The sequence below is a fragment of the Campylobacter helveticus genome, from assembly GCF_002080395.1.
Taxonomy (GTDB): Bacteria; Campylobacterota; Campylobacteria; order Campylobacterales; family Campylobacteraceae; genus Campylobacter_D; species Campylobacter_D helveticus.
Genome location: NZ_CP020478.1, coordinates 1,021,951 through 1,037,251, shown reverse-complemented (window position 1 = coordinate 1,037,251; position 15,301 = coordinate 1,021,951). Strand labels below are relative to the sequence as shown.

Here is a 15,301-nt window from a genome sequence, read left to right as displayed (position 1 = left end):
ATTATCATTTTATCAAATTTTATTTAAAGAAGCGTTTAAAGAAAGTGCCTAAATTTAGGCACTTGTATTATTTGGCCACAGGCCAGAAGATTTTAGGCTCTTCGCCCGGTCTAGCTTCTCCGTGATACATTCCAAGCTTATCTTTAGTCCAGGCATATCCCACTTTTCCATTTTTATCGATTGAGATAATTCCGCCTGTGCCGCCAAGCTCTGCCACTTCATCGATGGTTTTTTCTGCTGCTTTTTGAATGGAAAGCTTTTTGTGTTTATAAAGGGCTGCTACTTCGTGTGCTGCTGCTACTCTTATGTAAATATCGCCCGTTCCTGTGCAAGAAACCGCAACAGAGTCATTATTTGCATAATTTCCCGCTCCTATGATAGGTGAGTCGCCTATGCGTCCTGTCATTTTATTTGTTGTTCCACCTGTGCTTGTTCCAGCGGCTAGATTGCCATTTTTATCAAGTGCGATTGCTCCCACTGTGCCTAAGTATGGCTCTGTTGAAATCCCTAAGTGCGCTTTAGCCTTATCGCTATCAAGTAAAACTTCTTTACTTTTTTGCGCTTCTTTTAGTTGTTTATAGCGGTGTTCTGTGTAGAAATATTTTTGATTAACGATTTCTAAGCCATTTGCTTTGGCTAATTTATCTGCACCCTCACCAGCGATTAAAGTGTGGGGAGTTTTTTCCATTACTACTTTTGCTGCTTCGATAGGATTTTTAATGGTTCTTGCCATAGCGATAGCACCTGCGTTTAGTGTTTTTCCATCCATTAAAGACGCATCAAGCTCGTTATAGCCATCAGCGGTAAATACTGCACCTTTACCAGCGTTGAATTCGGGGCTATCTTCCATTACCTTAATTGCAGCTATGACAGCGTCTGTCGAGCTTCCACCAGCTTCAAGAATTTTTTGTCCAGCCTTAAGAGATTCTTTCATTACAACCTCTCTTTTGGCAAATTCCTCTTTTGTAAGACCTAAGCCGCTTGTTCCTCCGTGTATGACAATGACAGGCTTAAAATCTTTTGCGTAAAGATTTGCACTCGCTAAAAATGCAACGCTAGCCATTACTAACAGGGCTTTTTTGCCACCTTTCATTAAATCCATTTTCTCTCCTTTTTAAATGAAATTTAAAAACAAAATGATTTTAATCAAATTTTATAAATGATGGTAAATCATTTATATTTTGCCTATACTAAATTTGATTTTGCTAAATTTTTTTAGTAAGATTGCGCGAAAAAAAGGGTTGTTTTGAAAAAAGAAATTAGCGTTAATCTAGCTTGGGTTTTAGTGATTTTAGGTGGTTTGGTGGAGTGCTTTTGGGTGAGCGGTTTAAAGTATGCTAATGCGCCTATTTGGTATGTTTTGACGGGCTGTGGGATACTCATTTCTTTTTGTTGTGCTGTGGTGGCTATGCAAAAGTTAGAGGTTAGCGTGGCTTATGCTGTGTTTGTAGGTATAGGCACAGCTGGGGTTGTCGCTTTAGAAATGTTCCTTTTCAATGAAACTTTTTCTCTTCTTAAAATTTCTTTAATTTTTCTTCTACTTTTGGGTGTTGTGGGGCTTAAATTTGTTAGCAGAGAAAATGATGAAGCTTTAGTGGAAGAGCTTTCTCACGATTTGGGTTTAGATTTTGAGGAGAAAAAATGAGCTGGTTTTTTCTCTTTTTAGCTGGTTGTATGGAAATTTTTGGCGTTGTAGCGATGAAAAAACTAGTTCTTACGAGACGCAAAATTTATCTTCTTGTTATTTTGGTGCAGTTTTCCTTAAGCTTTGGCTTTCTTTCACTAGCGATGCGAGAAATTTCTATGGCAACGGCTTATGCGATATGGACTGGCATTGGGGCAGCTGGAGGCGTGATAGTGGGCGTTATATTTTTTAAGGAAAATAAAAGCCTTTCTAAGCTCTTTTTTCTAGGACTTATCCTAGCTTCAAGTGTGGGCTTGAAATTTATCTCAAACTAATGCAAATTTATATTAGCGGCATTCACACGGATGCAGGGAAAACGCACTTTAGCGCGGCGTTTTGTGCGAATTTGGGGTATGATTATTTTAAGCTTATCCAAGCTGGAGTGCCAAAAGATTGCGATTTGGTTGCTAAACTCAGTCCTACAACACGCGTTTTGGGGGAGGGATTTTTCCTTCAAACCCCTGCCTCTCCACATCTAGCTAAGATAAAAGAAAAGGCAGATTATAAGGCATTTGATTTACAAATTCCAAAAAATGAAAATTTGCTAATAGAACTAGCCGGTGGGCTTTTTTCACCTCTTGATGAAAATCATACAATGATAGATTTTATGCAAAAATTTAAAAAGCCGACTATCTTGGTGGGGCGTTATTATCTTGGAAGCATTAATCATATTTTACTCAGCATAGAGGCGCTTAAAAATAGGCAAATCCCCATACTTTTTTTAGCGATGATGGGAGAAAAAGAAAATTTGCAAGATAAATTTATACAAGATTATACGCAAATTCCTATCATTAACCTTAACTTTTTTGATGAAGAAAGCATAGAAAATAAGGAATTCAAAGCCCAAGTTAAAGTTTTACTTAAGGATTAAATTCCTTAAAAATTTCCCTTAAACTCTCCACCACATAAGAAATTTCTTCCTTGCTTATAACATAAGGGGGCATAAAATAAATTGTATTCCCAAGTGGTCTTAACAAAAGCTTTTTTTGTAAAGCTTTCTCATAAATTAAAAGCCCAGCTCTTGGAATTTCGCTTTTTATATCAAAAGCATAAATCATACCGCGTTGTCTAAAATTCGTTAGAAATTTAAATTCTTTTAGAGTTTCAAATTTTTCTTTAATGAAAAGGCTTAAAATGGCATTTTTTTCTACGATATTTTCTTCTTCAAAGATATTTAAAACTTCATTTGCTGCTGCTGTGGCTAGAGCATTTCCTGTATAAGAGTGTGAATGCAAGAAAGCTTTATTTTCTTCATAAGGGGCGTAAAAGGCGTTGTAAATTTCATTTTTTACCAAAACAACAGCTAGAGGCAAAAAGCCCCCCGTAATGCCCTTAGAGAGACAAAGATAATCAGGCTTTTCCCTGCAATAATCCATAGCAAAAAGTTTTCCCGTGCGTCCAAAGCCTACCGCTATCTCATCGAAAATCACCTGCACCCCAAAATGATGACAAAGCTTTATCGCCTCATCTAAAAAGTTAGGATGATACATATTCATATTGCCAGCACACTGCACTAAAGGCTCGATGATGAAAGCACATAAGGAATTTGCGTGTTTTTCTAAAGTGCTTTTAAGAATTTTTAATTCCTCTTCATAATCCTTTCCACTCGGTGCTTTAGTACTTAAACCCTCTAAAAAAAGTGGGCTGTAAGTTTCTTTATAAAGCTTCACATCGCCTACGCTTAAAGCTCCCAAAGTTTCGCCGTGATAAGAATTTGTAAGAGAAAGAAATTTATTTTTTTTCTTGCCCTTATTAAGATGATAGTGAAAGCTCATTTTAAGAGCGACTTCGATGATGGAAGAGCCATTGTCCGCATAAAAACATTTTTCAAATCCACTCAAATGACAAAGTCTTTGAGAAAGTCTAATAATCCCCTCGTGGCTAAAACCTGCTAAAAGTATATGTTCTAGTTTATCAAGTTGAGCTTTTATGGCGTTTGAAATTCTAGGATTACAATGCCCAAAAAGATTCACCCACCAAGAGCTAATGCAGTCCATATAAGCCTTATCATCAAAATCATAAAGCCATACGCCTTTTGCTTTTTTTATGGGAATGAGGGGAATTTTTTCGTGGTCTTTCATCTGTGTGCAGGGGTGCCAAAGATATAATAAATCTAGTTCTTTTAACATCATCTTCCTTTTTTACTAACAATATAAAATCTAAAAGTTAATAACTAAGCTTAAATTTGTAAAAAACGCGTATAATTTCGCTTTTAAAAGGGCTAAAAATGCAAGTAGAACAAATTTTGCAAAATTTACAAAATGAATCAAATTTTCGCACACTTACACCACTTAGACACGAGGGAAATTTTGTTTTTAAACAAGGTTTTAAAATGCTTAATTTGGCGGGAAATGACTATTTAAATTTAGCGTCAAATTCCGCCTTAAAACAAGAATTTTTAAGAAGTGTGAGAGAAGAAGATTTATATTTTTCAAGCTCAAGCTCAAGAAGTTTAAGCGGTAATTTTGATGTTTATGAAAGGCTAGAAAATTTTCTTAAAGCTAAATTTCAAAAAGAAGTTTTGCTTTTTAATAGTGGCTATCATCTTAATTTTTCTTGTATCGCAGCCCTTGCGAGTGTGCCTAGCACTCTTTTTTTAGCAGATAAACTGATACACGCTAGTATGATTGATGGGCTTAGGGGGGCGAATTTTTTGCGTTTTAAGCATAATGATATGAAGCATTTGCAAATTTTACTAGAAAAAAATCACACAAAGTATGAAAATATCATCATTTTAAGCGAAGCACTTTTTAGTATGGACGGCGATATGGCAAATTTAAAAGAGCTTGTTAGACTTAAAAAGATTTATAAAAATGTCCTGCTTTACATCGATGAGGCGCATAGTGTGGGGTGTTTTGGAGGGGGTTTTGGGCTTGTGGAGGCATTAAAGCTTGAGGTGGATTTTTGCATTTTTACCTTTGGAAAGGCTCTTGCTTCTGTGGGTGCTTGTGTGATAACGAGTAAGAAATTTAAGGACTTTTTTATCAATAAAGCGAGGGGGCTAATTTATTCCACCGCACTGCCTCCCATTAATGTCGCTTTTAGTCTTTTCATCTTTGAAAAATTGGCAAATTTTAATCAAGAAAGAAAGAAGTTAAAAGAGCTGAGCGAGTATTTTAAAAAAGGTTTAAGGGCTAAAAAGCTTGAATTTTTGGGAGATTTTTATATCATTTCTTTGCTTTTAAAAGAAAATCAAAAAGCTCTTGAGTGCGCTTTAAAGCTTGAGAAAAATGGCTTTTTTGCTCCAGCGATAAAAACACCCACAGTTCCTAAAAATAGTGCTAGAATTCGCTTTTCTTTGCATTCTGGACTGAGTAAGAACGATTTAGATAAAGTAATGGAGCTTTTATGAAAGTAGAATTTTTACACAAAAATGAAGAATCTAAAGAGTTAATCCTCTTTTTTGCGGGTTTTGCAAGTCAGGCTTCACATTTTTCACATCTAAGGGCTCAAAAAAATGTTTTAATGGCTTATGATTATAGAAATTTCGAGCTTGAATTTGATTTTTCTTTGTATGAAAAAATCACCCTTATAGCTTTTTCTATGGGAGTTTGTGTCTCTTCTAAATTGCTTAAAAATTTAAATTTCAACGCAAAAATCGCCATCAATGGAACAAATTTTGGTATCGATGAAAAAAGAGGCATACACCCTAGCATTTTTTTACGCACGATGAGAAAATTTAATCTTGAAGATTTTAAAAAGGCTTTGTTGTTCGAAAAGGCTTTATTTGAATTTAGAGACGAGTTAGCCTTAAAAGAAGAGCTTGAGAGCTTGTATCATTTTTGCGGACAGGATTTTAATGAAAATTTCTCTTGGGATAGGGTTTATATGAGTGAGGGGGATTTGATTTTCCCTAATAATGCCTTGCAAAATTCTTATGCGAATTTAAAACCTTTAAAAGAGCCTCATTTTGCCTTTTTTGCCTTTGATAAATGGGAGCAAATTTGAATTTTCTTAAAGCAAAAGATAGCTACAAAACAGCCGCAAAGGCACAAGATATAATGGGACAAAGGCTATGCGATATGCTAGAAAATTTGCATTTAAAAGAATTTGATAGGGTGTTTGAATTTGGCTGTGGAATGGGAGAATTTAGCCAAAAATTACAAAACACCATTTATTTTAAAGATTATGTAAGAAATGATATTTTGGATTATAAAAGCGAATTTGAGGTTGAAATTTTTGATATGGATAAAATCCCAGCGCATTTTCTAGCCACGCAAAAATTCCAACTCATCGCTTCAAATGCCGTTATCCAGTGGCTTAAAAGCGATATTTTTACAAATTTATATGCCTTGCTTGAAGAGGGGGGCATTTTGCTGCTTTCAAGTTTTGGCGAGGATAATTTAAAAGAAATTAAAAGCTTAACAGGGCTTTCTTTGCGGTATAAAAATTTAAAAGAATATGAGCGTTTGCTTGAAAAATTTGAAATTTTAGCCTTGAAAGAAGAAATGATAAAGCTGAAATTTGAAAGTGCTTTGGAGGTTTTTAGGCATTTAAAGCTTAGCGGTGTGAATTCTTTGGGAAAATTTTTTCTAGGCAAAGATACGCTTTTAAAAATGAAGCAAGAATTTAATAATACTCTAACCTACCACAGCATTTATATTTTGTGTAAAAAGCGGTTAAATGAATTTTGCTATAATGCGTGAAATTTGACAAGGAGGCAGTGTGAAAAAAATCGTTTTTTTGGTATTTTGCGTTTTTGCGCTTCATTTACAGGCGGAAAAGATTAGTGTTTTTGTCGCTTCTTCGGCTTCTAAGGCGATGAGTGAGCTTAGAGAAATTTTTATACAAAATTATCCTAAAGATGAAGTGGAGCTTATATTTGGTGCTTCTGGAAAGCACTATCAGCTTTTAAAAGAGGGGAGGGAATTTGATTTATTTTTCTCAGCCGATGCAAAATATGCCGAGCAAATCGCAAAAGATGGTAATGCCCTTAGCGAACCTCAAATTTATGCGCTAGGCGTTGTGGCGCTTTATAGTTTAGATGAAGCCCTGCTTGAGGGAGGTGTGGAAAAGCTTGGAGAAAAGGCGGATAAAATCAAGCATTTAAGCATAGCAAATCCAAAAGTCGCCCCCTACGGCGTCGCCGCGAGTGAAATTTTAAAAAATCTTAAGTTAGATGATAAATTTAAAGATAAAATTGTTTTAGGAGATAGTATTTCCCAGCCTGTGCTTCACATCGATAGCGGTGCGGCGGAGCTTGGCATTGTCGCTTACTCTCTTGTTTCGAGCGTGAATCAGCCTAAAGGAAAAGCCGTTTTAATTAACCCTAAGCTTTATACGCCCTTAAAACAATCTTTCGTGCTAACAAAACACGCCAAAGATAAAAAATTAGCCTTAGAATTTGCAAATTTTATCCAAAGTGATGAGGCAAAAGCTATTTTTAAAAAATACGGATTTAACACCCCTTGAATATTTTAAAAGGTTTTGCCGCCTCTTTGCGAAGTGAGGGTGATGTTTTAAGTGTGCAAGTTGATGTTGAGGGAGTGGAATTTAGCGTTTTGATGCTGGATTTTTCTTCGTTTGATTTTGACGGAGAGCTTGAACTTATTTTTAAAGAGCACGAGCTTTCTTTTGCAAATTCAAATATTGGTTTAAGTGTAGAAAATCGTTTTGAGGCAGAAATTCTTAGCATTAAAAAAGGGCAAATTTTATGGCATATTGTTTTTAAATTTAAGCATTTTGAATTAGGCTCGATTATAGACGCTAAAAGAGGCGAGGAGCTTGACTTAAAGATAGGGCAAAATAAGCTTTGCTTTGTCAAGGCAAACGACATCACCCTAAGGAAAATAAATGCTTGAAGCGGAATTTTTGCAAACCTTATGGCTTAGTTTTAAGCTTTCTTTCATTACAACTTTTTTATTGTTTTTTGTGGGCGTGTTTTTGGCTTATTGTTTTGTTTTTGTGCGTTTCCCTTTTAAAAGCTTTTTTCAAATCATCGTTTCTATGCCCTTAGTTTTGCCTCCTAGCGTTTTGGGTTTTTATCTACTTGTGGGTTTTTCGGCAAACAGCACACTAGGCAGTTTTTTAAAAGAGCATTTTAATCTTTCTTTAGTTTTTACTTTTGAGGGTTTGGTTTTTGCTTCGATGATTTTTTCATTGCCTTTTATGGTGCATCCTATCCAAAGTGCTTTTGCCGCTCTTAATCAAAATTTAATCGAGGCTTCTTATACGCTAGGGAGAGGGAAGCTGATGACATTGTGTAGGGTTATCGTGCCAAATTCTAAGGTGGGAATTTTTACGGGTCTTACTATGGCTTTCGCACACACTATGGGCGAATTTGGCGTGGTGATGATGATAGGAGGGCATAAGCAAGGCGAAACTTTAGTCGCTAGTATAGCGATATACGATGAGCTTGAAGCGCTTAATTATACTCTAGCGCATCAATACGCTTTCGCCCTTTTTGCTTTAAGCTTTATCTTGCTTTTCATTCTTTATTTTGTCAATAAAAAATTGACATATTAGGGTTGGTATGCTAGAAATTAGTTTGAAGCATTTGATGAGAAGTATTGAAAATAAAGAGGGACTTATCAATCTTGAAATTGATGCTAAATTTAATCAAGGCGAAATCAGCGCCATTTTTGGTGAAAGTGGGGCTGGTAAAACGACACTTTTAAGAATTTTAGCGGGATTAATCACGCCAAAAAGTGGTTTCATAAGGGTAGAAAATGAAGTATGGTTTGATAGTCAAAAAGGCATCAATTTAGCCCCACAAAAACGCTCTTTAGGCTTTATGTTTCAAGACTATGCACTTTTTCCAAATATGAGTGTGAGAGAAAATTTAGCCTATGCGACTAAGGATAAAAAGAAAATCGATGAGCTTTTAGAGTTGATAAATCTTAAAGAATTAGCCTCCTCTTACCCTAAAGAACTAAGCGGCGGACAAGCTCAAAGGGTTGCACTCGCAAGGGCTTTAGCAAGAGAGCCTAAAATTTTGCTTTTAGATGAGCCTTTAAGTGCTTTAGATTTTAAAATGCGCTCTCATTTACAAGAAGAATTATTTAATATTTTAAATCACTTTAAAACAACAACCTTGCTTGTGAGCCACGATTTGGCTGAAATTTATAAATTAAGCGTAAGGGTTTTGGAGCTAAAGGGGGGTAGGGTTGTTAAAGATTTGCCTACAAAGCAATTTTTTACGCATAATCATCTCAGTGCCAAACTTTGCCTAAGTGCCGTTTTACTTGAGATAAATAAAAGTGATATTTTAGTCGTTTTCACACTTTTGCTAGGGCAAGATATAGTCAAAATCACTCTAAGCGAGAAGGAATTTTTAGAAAAACATAGTGGCGTAAAAATAGGCGATACCATTATGCTTTCAATTAAAGCCTTTAATCCCCTCATCATTGATTAATTTTTTTTTTTTTGTATAATCGCAATTTTATTTAATATCTTAGGAGGAATGATGAGAGTTAAAACGATGTTTTCTAGCGTTTTGGTTGCAGGTTTGTTAAGCGGATGTTTAACAACGACTTTACAAACAAATGCTACGATGAGTCAAAGCATTTTTTTAGACCCTGTGGCTAAGGAAAAAAGAGTGGTGTTTTTAAACATCAAAAACACAAGCGGACATAATGTAAATTTGGAGCCTAAACTGAGAAATGCTTTAGAAGCTAAGGGGTATAGAATTATCGATGACCCTGATAAGGCAAATTATATTTTAAGCACTAATATTTTGTATTGTGATAAAAAACAAGAAAATAATGCCGCAGGTGCTGGTGTCGCAGGTGCTGCAACAGGTGTAGCAATTAGTGGTTATAATGGAGGCGGCGCAGGCGGAATGGTCGCAGCAGGTGCAGCAGGTGCAGCAGCGGGAATGCTTTTAGGAAAACTTACAGAAGATACTATTTATCAAATGCAAGTGGATATTAACATCAAACAAAAAGCAGATGGTAAGGTTTTAACTTCTAGCGGAAATGTGAGCGGACAAGCAAGCGTTAGAGACCAAAGAGCTTCAGGCTTTTTAAATAGCTTTGGTGGAAATGTCCGCAGTGATAAAGTGGGGCATTTAAATTCAAATCAAGTCAATACCACACAACAAACCTATCAAGGCAAATACATAGAAAAAAGCACTATAATTTTTGCTGAAGCGGTAAAAACGGGACTAAAGCTCGAGGAGGCTACGCCTGTTTTAGAAGATAAAATCGCGACTCAAATCGCAGGTTTATTTTAAAACTCGCCCTTTTTGGGCGATAAAATTTAAGTATTTTTCTAAAATTTCCTCTCTTTTGTAAAGCTCTTCGAAGTTTTTAACATTTAAATTAAGCCCAAAGGAAAAAATTTCTCCATCAATCTCATAAAAACCCACAATGTGAGCTATGCCTAGCTCATCGTTAAAACCTGTTTTTGCGTAAATTTTCCCCCACTCATTTTTCTTATAAAAAAGTAAATTTTTAATGATTTCTTGATTTTTTTGAGGGTAGGGTAGGGAGGTGGTGGCAAGTTTATATAATAAAACAGCTTGTTCTTTAGCACTAATTTTTAAAGAATTATCCAGCCAAAAATTATCAATTTGAGAAATCACGCCATTGCCGTAGTGGATTAGGTTTAAATTTTTTTGCATATTTTCTAAGCCTATTTTTCTAGCTAAAAATTTAAAAGCTGGAACTTGTGAGCGTTTAATGGCAGAGCTTAAATTCGCGTCATTTTTCCAGCTTGGTAAGAAAACTTTTTCATTATTATAGTGATAAAAAATTTCTTTTTCGTCCCTTATCACACCTAAATTTAGGGCAAAGAGAGCGTTAAAAATTTTAAAGGTTGAAGCGGGAGAAAAACGCTCGTTTGCCCTTTTTAAATCATTTGTGTAGAAATTTTTACCATCATAAAGGATAAAAACTCCACTTACATTGTAGCCCTTAAAGAAATTTGGTAAAACATCAGCCTTTAGATTTGTAAAAATAAGCATAAAAAAGAGAAGGGCAACGGAAAATTTTTTCATTTTAATCCTTTAATTTTTCATTATTATAATATAAATTTAAAGTTAAAATGTTAAAATACCGCCTTGAATTTGGGTTTTAAGTAGGGATACGCAAGCCGAACTAACTCAAAGGAAATTTCACAGAAAGGTTTTTCAATGAAAAAAGTTCTTTTTTTATTGTTTGCTTTTGCAGCAGTTGCTTTCGCTCAAACGACAAACGCACCTGTTGAACAAGAAGCTATGAATGTTTGGATTAAGGCATTTTCTGTTTTAGCGGCTGGTTTAGGTCTTGGTGTGGCTGCACTTGGTGGAGCTATCGGTATGGGACACACAGCAGCAGCTACTATAGCTGGAACAGCTAGAAATCCTGGTCTTGGACCAAAATTAATGACAACGATGTTTATTGCCTTGGCGATGATTGAAGCTCAGGTAATTTATGCTTTAGTTATCGCTTTGATAGCACTTTACGCAAATCCTTTTATCCCAGTAGGATAAGTTTTTACTCCCTTGTAAAAGGGAGCTTTATGCGGTTATGGTGGAATTGGTAGACACGCCATCTTGAGGGGGTGGTGCGCTTCGCGTGTGCGAGTTCAAATCTCGCTAACCGCACCATATATATTCTCTTTCATTATTTTTAATTTTCTTTACTTCTTTTTATTTATCTATAAAATAGGCTTTTGAAAGACATTAAATTATTTTAGATTATTTTAGATTTATTTTGATTGATTATACTTACAAATGTTTTTTATTGACTTAATTATTGACCTTATTGAAATTTGCTATTGACTTTATTGACCTAAAGGAAAAAAATGCTAAATGATACCAAAATAAAAGCCTTAAAGACTAAAGATAAGAAATACTACATTGCTGATTTTGACAATTTACTTCTTTGTGTTTATCCAAGTGGTAAAAAAACATTTATGTTTAACTACAAATGTCCCAAAACTTTAAAATATAAAAGGATAACCTTAGGAGAATATCCCATTTTAAGTCTTAGCAATGCTAGAAAAGAAAAAGATAAGCTAAAAATCAATTTGGTTGAGAATGATAGTGTGAGGGGAAAAACTGAACTTACATTTAAAGATTTAGCCTTAGAAAAAATGGAGCTTAAAAGATTAGAATTGAGCGAAAAAACTTATAAAAGCTATATGAGTTATTTGCAAAGATTTGCTTTTGGAATTTATGGAGATATTATATTAGATAAACTACAAATTAAAGATATTTTAAAAAGTTTTGAGAAATTTAGAAAAGAGAATATTAGAGAGGGTGCGGATAAATTCTTTACTCTTTTAAATGAAATTTTTAGGCACGGCGTGATGAAAGAATATCTTAAAAATAATCCTATGCTTCATTTAAACCGAAAAGATTTGTTGATTAATAAAGCAAGTAAAAATCACGCCACGATTTTAGAAATAAAAGAAATTAAAGTATTGATAGATAATGTGGTGCATTATAAAGGATATTTGAGTGTTAAAATTGCGGCGATGTTTTCCTTATTGACAGCACAAAGAAGTTTTAGCATAAGAAATGCAAAATGGGAGGATATTGATTTGGAAAATGGTATTTGGTATATACCGCAAGAAGATATGAAAATGAAAAAAGCTCACACAATTCCTTTAAATTCACAGTGTGTGTTTATGCTTCAAAAATACAAAGAAATGGGTGTTAGGACTAGATATTTATTCTATAGTTTAAGAAGCAAGAGTGAAACGATAAGCGATAACACAATTCGTTCGATGTTTAGAAGGTTAGGATACTCTAATGATGATTTTACTCCGCACGGCTTTCGTGCAATGTTTAGCACTTTAGCACACGAAAATAGAGATAAACATCAAATGAGTAGTGATATTATAGAATTGTGTTTAGCACATGTAGAAAAGAATAAAATCAAATCAGCGTATAATCACGCTTTAAATTTAAAAGAAAAAGCCACGCTTATGCAGTGGTGGGGGGATTATCTTGATGAGATTGCTGATTTGAATCGACAAGTCCAAAATATTTTTTTATAAAGTTTTCAATGTCTTGTCTAGGATACAAACCCGAGCAGTTTCTATGTTGCTTAAACTCTCTAAATTTGCCTTGTTTAGCGTATCTATGCACAATACTTTCTTTTACTTTTAAAAGATTTGCTACTTCTTTTCTGGTGTAGTAATCTCCAATATCTAGTCTAATCATTTCTTACTCCTATAAAATGCTTTTTTGTTGAAAATCTACAATTTCAGCAACAAGAATATATCTTTGTCTTCCAAATCTCATTACTTTAAATTTGCCCGCATTTCCCCATTTGATAGCTGTTGCTTGCGTTATGCCAAAAATATCTGCAACTTCTTTTACCGTGTAGTATTTTTGCTCATTAAAACTACCATCTTTTTTTACAATTTTTATTGTTTTCATATTGTTTCTACCCTCTCCTTAATATTGTTAATTATGCCCTCATCTAACACATAGTCTTCGCTCATACTAAGACTATGTTTAGCTCTTGTAATGGCGACATACAAAAGATTTAGTTCTTCTTTTGCGATTGTAATTTCCTCAAATTCATTATTTTCTATCATTTGTTTGAGGTTTAAAAAATCATCGCTAAGTTCTACATTATCCCATTCAAGTCCTTTACTTTTATGTCCTGTGCTAAGAATTAAATCTGCCTTATTTTCATTTTTAACACAAGCTTTTTCTATATCTTTAATGAGCTTTTTAATATCACTATGAATATACTTAAATAAAACAAAAATCTTTTGCCTTAAGTCGATTTCTTTGGTTTCTTCTATATAGACAAGAAGTTCTTTTAAATCTTTGAATTTAGCAATGAAAGGATTTTTAATAAATTCTTGTTTTTTAAAGAGCAAGTTTTGTATATCTAAAAGCTCATCAAAATTATAGCTTTGCACTCCGCCGACTAAAAAAAGCTTTTTATCTAAATTTTCTATAGCAATATCAAAAAGTTTCGCATTTGTGCGAGTAATAAGAGCTTGTTGTTTTATATCTTGTTTGATGTTGCTCTTAAATGTGCCTTGAAAATCTTTAGGAGCATTCAATATCTTTAAATAGCAATTTGCTATTTTAGCGATACTACTAGGACAGCGAAAGCTTTGTGTGAGATATAAAGTATGGGCTTTTGGCTTTTTTGCTAACAATTCTAAAGAATTAATCGCTCCCCTAAATTTATAAATACTTTGATAAGTGTCGCCGATAAAAACTTTTTTGGCTTCTTGATTTAAAACTATATCTATCACACAGCCATTTATATCTTGTGCCTCATCAACAAGGATATAATCATACTCTAGCTTTGCTTTGCTAAGTTGATAAGCCTTAAGATAAAAGTCGTGTTCGTATGCTAAAGCACAAGTTTCGCTTTGAAGCTTTTGCCATAAAATCTTTGTCTTATGTGTAATGTAAGCTAAGTCTAGTTTGGGATTTAAATCATAGTCTTTAGGATTTTTTATAGCATTTTCTAAAAAGTCTTTAAGCGGTAAGCTAACATTACAAAAAGCTCTTAAGGTTTTTAAAATGGCTGTTGCATAAAAAGAGTGAAATTCAACTTGTAAGTCTTTCACAAGAGGGTATAAATCCATTGCTCTTAGGCTTCCTAGTCTATCTTTGTATTTTAAGCCCAACTCTTCATAGGCTAAAGAGTGCATAGTTTTAACTTCTACATTGCTAAGGTGTTTAAATTTGGTCTCTGCTTCTTTTCTCATTGAAGCATTATAAGAGAGATAGAGGATTTTCTTATCTTTTCTTGCTTCGCAAAATTGTATAAGAGTAGAAGTTTTACCCGTTCCTGCATAAGCATTAACAATTAAAATATCTTCTATATTAAAATCAACAACGGCTTGTTGTTCGGGGGTTAATAAGTTTTTAGTTTGATGAGAAGAAATTGACATTCGAATTTCCTTGGTATATAAAGTTGCACTTTTCCCAACTATATATAATGTTAAATTTTGCAAATAAAGCAACATTTTGTTTCAATTCTTGTTTGATTTTTCTAAAATATCTATCTTTTACCTGTATTTGTAATCCAAGTGCAAGAAGAAGGTTATCGAGCGTGATATTAATTTCATTATGAGAAAGAAAAAAACGCACTATAGATTTGATAAGAGAGTTTTCAATGCAAACAATATTTTTAATCTCTTTATTATAATTAATAGCTAAAGCTTTTTGGTAAAATTCAATATATTCTTTGCTTAAAATAATTCCCCCAAAATCGCCCTTTTCATTAATTAACATGGTAGATACAATATGAAAATAATAGGCTGTGTTATTAAAATCCTTGATTATAATAACTGCGGATATAAGTTCTTCAAGGATATTTTTAAACCATTTATAATTATGTCCCATATCTCCATAATTTTTTAAAATTTCGCTCGTAGAAAATGATATGCTTAATCTCTTATCTTCTAGAAGCTTTATTTTTGAAGAAAAGAGAACGATTAAATCTAGAATATCTTTATGAACTTGAGTTAATAAAGAACCTTTTATGCTAACTTCTCCCCATTGAGTTTTTAATATTCTTGTCCTTCTATTTCGAATGAAATCTTTATAAATGGTTGAGCTTGGGGTTGATTTTTTAATGGGTGCAAAAATAGGTAGTCTAATTTCTTGAATACTACAAGTTGTTTTAGATTTTTTAAATTCTATATAGCACAAACTACCATTAAAATCTTTCAATAAATAACCTTTTACATAATATTTTAAAATATATT

General features: G+C 33.8%; 19 protein-coding genes, 1 tRNA gene and 1 pseudogene. 14 read left to right on the top strand and 7 right to left on the bottom strand.

Annotated elements, in window-relative coordinates; translation table 11 throughout:
* Positions 1-67: 67 nt before the first annotated feature.
* The gene (locus CHELV3228_RS05595; RefSeq protein WP_082199924.1) at positions 68-1,102 is read right to left on the bottom strand and encodes an isoaspartyl peptidase/L-asparaginase family protein; all 1,035 of its coding nucleotides are present in this window, start codon (positions 1,100-1,102) and stop codon (positions 68-70) included.
* A 144-nt stretch (positions 1,103-1,246) separates the two neighbouring features.
* Between CHELV3228_RS05595 and CHELV3228_RS05590 the strand changes: the two are divergent.
* The 3 genes and pseudogenes from CHELV3228_RS05590 to bioD all read left to right on the top strand — a co-directional run.
* Positions 1,247-1,579: pseudogene (locus CHELV3228_RS05590) on the top strand (DMT family transporter); the annotation flags it as partial.
* A 62-nt stretch (positions 1,580-1,641) separates the two neighbouring features.
* Positions 1,642-1,959, top strand: a complete 318-nt coding sequence (locus CHELV3228_RS05585; protein ID WP_082199922.1) for a DMT family transporter — start codon at positions 1,642-1,644, stop codon at positions 1,957-1,959.
* Positions 1,959-2,555, top strand: coding sequence for an ATP-dependent dethiobiotin synthetase BioD (bioD, locus tag CHELV3228_RS05580; RefSeq protein WP_082199921.1), 597 nt, complete (start codon positions 1,959-1,961; stop codon positions 2,553-2,555). The genes CHELV3228_RS05585 and bioD overlap by 1 nt, the downstream gene beginning before the upstream one ends.
* Here bioD and CHELV3228_RS05575 read toward each other — a convergent pair.
* A complete protein-coding gene (locus tag CHELV3228_RS05575; RefSeq protein WP_082199920.1) occupies positions 2,545-3,816 on the bottom strand; it encodes an adenosylmethionine--8-amino-7-oxononanoate transaminase in 1,272 nt (423 codons plus the stop codon). The two genes, bioD and CHELV3228_RS05575, sit on opposite strands and share 11 nt — an antisense overlap.
* 95 nt (positions 3,817-3,911) lie before the next feature.
* On the opposite strand from CHELV3228_RS05575, the gene CHELV3228_RS05570 reads away from it, so the two are divergent.
* Genes CHELV3228_RS05570 through CHELV3228_RS05535 form a run of 8 tightly spaced genes read left to right on the top strand, consistent with a single transcriptional unit; the run spans position 3,912 to position 9,857 of the window.
* Positions 3,912-5,036: an aminotransferase class I/II-fold pyridoxal phosphate-dependent enzyme gene (locus tag CHELV3228_RS05570; protein ID WP_082199919.1), complete on the top strand. Its 1,125-nt coding sequence runs from the start codon at positions 3,912-3,914 to the stop codon at positions 5,034-5,036.
* The gene (locus CHELV3228_RS05565; protein WP_082199918.1) at positions 5,033-5,632 is read left to right on the top strand and encodes a pimeloyl-ACP methyl esterase BioG family protein; all 600 of its coding nucleotides are present in this window, start codon (positions 5,033-5,035) and stop codon (positions 5,630-5,632) included. The genes CHELV3228_RS05570 and CHELV3228_RS05565 overlap by 4 nt, the downstream gene beginning before the upstream one ends.
* Positions 5,629-6,330 carry a methyltransferase domain-containing protein gene (locus tag CHELV3228_RS05560; RefSeq protein WP_234981006.1) on the top strand — a complete coding sequence of 234 codons (702 nt, stop codon included), beginning with the start codon at positions 5,629-5,631 and terminating at the stop codon, positions 6,328-6,330. The genes CHELV3228_RS05565 and CHELV3228_RS05560 overlap by 4 nt, the downstream gene beginning before the upstream one ends.
* A 19-nt stretch (positions 6,331-6,349) precedes the next feature.
* Complete coding sequence (modA, locus tag CHELV3228_RS05555) at positions 6,350-7,096, top strand: molybdate ABC transporter substrate-binding protein (RefSeq protein ID WP_082199916.1); 747 nt, start codon at positions 6,350-6,352, stop codon at positions 7,094-7,096.
* Complete coding sequence (locus tag CHELV3228_RS05550; RefSeq protein ID WP_082199915.1) at positions 7,093-7,485, top strand: transporter; 393 nt, start codon at positions 7,093-7,095, stop codon at positions 7,483-7,485. The genes modA and CHELV3228_RS05550 overlap by 4 nt, the downstream gene beginning before the upstream one ends.
* Positions 7,478-8,149, top strand: a complete 672-nt coding sequence (modB, locus tag CHELV3228_RS05545) for a molybdate ABC transporter permease subunit (RefSeq protein ID WP_082199914.1) — start codon at positions 7,478-7,480, stop codon at positions 8,147-8,149. Before CHELV3228_RS05550 ends, modB begins: the two co-directional genes overlap by 8 nt.
* Positions 8,150-8,156: 7 nt before the next feature.
* Complete coding sequence (locus tag CHELV3228_RS05540; RefSeq protein ID WP_082199913.1) at positions 8,157-9,038, top strand: sulfate/molybdate ABC transporter ATP-binding protein; 882 nt, start codon at positions 8,157-8,159, stop codon at positions 9,036-9,038.
* Positions 9,039-9,086: 48 nt separating this feature from the next.
* Positions 9,087-9,857 carry a complement resistance protein TraT gene (locus CHELV3228_RS05535; RefSeq protein WP_370445643.1) on the top strand — a complete coding sequence of 257 codons (771 nt, stop codon included), beginning with the start codon at positions 9,087-9,089 and terminating at the stop codon, positions 9,855-9,857.
* Here the strand turns inward: CHELV3228_RS05535 and blaOXA are convergent.
* Complete coding sequence (gene blaOXA / locus CHELV3228_RS05530) at positions 9,849-10,622, bottom strand: class D beta-lactamase (protein WP_082199911.1); 774 nt, start codon at positions 10,620-10,622, stop codon at positions 9,849-9,851. The two genes, CHELV3228_RS05535 and blaOXA, sit on opposite strands and share 9 nt — an antisense overlap.
* 135 nt (positions 10,623-10,757) lie before the next feature.
* On the opposite strand from blaOXA, the gene CHELV3228_RS05525 reads away from it, so the two are divergent.
* The 3 genes from CHELV3228_RS05525 to CHELV3228_RS05515 all read left to right on the top strand — a co-directional run bounded on the left by CHELV3228_RS05525 (position 10,758) and on the right by CHELV3228_RS05515 (position 12,610).
* Positions 10,758-11,096 (top strand): F0F1 ATP synthase subunit C, encoded by a 339-nt coding sequence (locus CHELV3228_RS05525; RefSeq protein ID WP_082199910.1) that lies wholly within the window; start codon positions 10,758-10,760, stop codon positions 11,094-11,096.
* Positions 11,097-11,127: 31 nt separating this feature from the next.
* A tRNA-Leu gene (locus CHELV3228_RS05520) sits at positions 11,128-11,213 on the top strand.
* A gap of 197 nt (positions 11,214-11,410) precedes the next feature.
* Positions 11,411-12,610 carry a tyrosine-type recombinase/integrase gene (locus CHELV3228_RS05515; protein WP_082199909.1) on the top strand — a complete coding sequence of 400 codons (1,200 nt, stop codon included), beginning with the start codon at positions 11,411-11,413 and terminating at the stop codon, positions 12,608-12,610.
* Here the strand turns inward: CHELV3228_RS05515 and CHELV3228_RS05510 are convergent.
* The 4 genes from CHELV3228_RS05510 to CHELV3228_RS05495 are packed head-to-tail and all read right to left on the bottom strand — an operon-like array spanning position 12,537 to position 15,266.
* A complete protein-coding gene (locus CHELV3228_RS05510; protein WP_082199908.1) occupies positions 12,537-12,776 on the bottom strand; it encodes a helix-turn-helix domain-containing protein in 240 nt (79 codons plus the stop codon). The two genes, CHELV3228_RS05515 and CHELV3228_RS05510, sit on opposite strands and share 74 nt — an antisense overlap.
* A 9-nt stretch (positions 12,777-12,785) precedes the next feature.
* A complete protein-coding gene (locus tag CHELV3228_RS05505) occupies positions 12,786-12,995 on the bottom strand; it encodes a helix-turn-helix domain-containing protein (RefSeq protein WP_082199907.1) in 210 nt (69 codons plus the stop codon).
* Positions 12,992-14,482: a UvrD-helicase domain-containing protein gene (locus CHELV3228_RS05500; RefSeq protein ID WP_082199906.1), complete on the bottom strand. Its 1,491-nt coding sequence runs from the start codon at positions 14,480-14,482 to the stop codon at positions 12,992-12,994. Before CHELV3228_RS05500 ends, CHELV3228_RS05505 begins: the two co-directional genes overlap by 4 nt.
* The gene (locus tag CHELV3228_RS05495) at positions 14,457-15,266 is read right to left on the bottom strand and encodes a hypothetical protein (RefSeq protein WP_082199905.1); all 810 of its coding nucleotides are present in this window, start codon (positions 15,264-15,266) and stop codon (positions 14,457-14,459) included. The genes CHELV3228_RS05500 and CHELV3228_RS05495 overlap by 26 nt, the downstream gene beginning before the upstream one ends.
* Between the last annotated feature and the right edge of the window lie 35 nt (positions 15,267-15,301).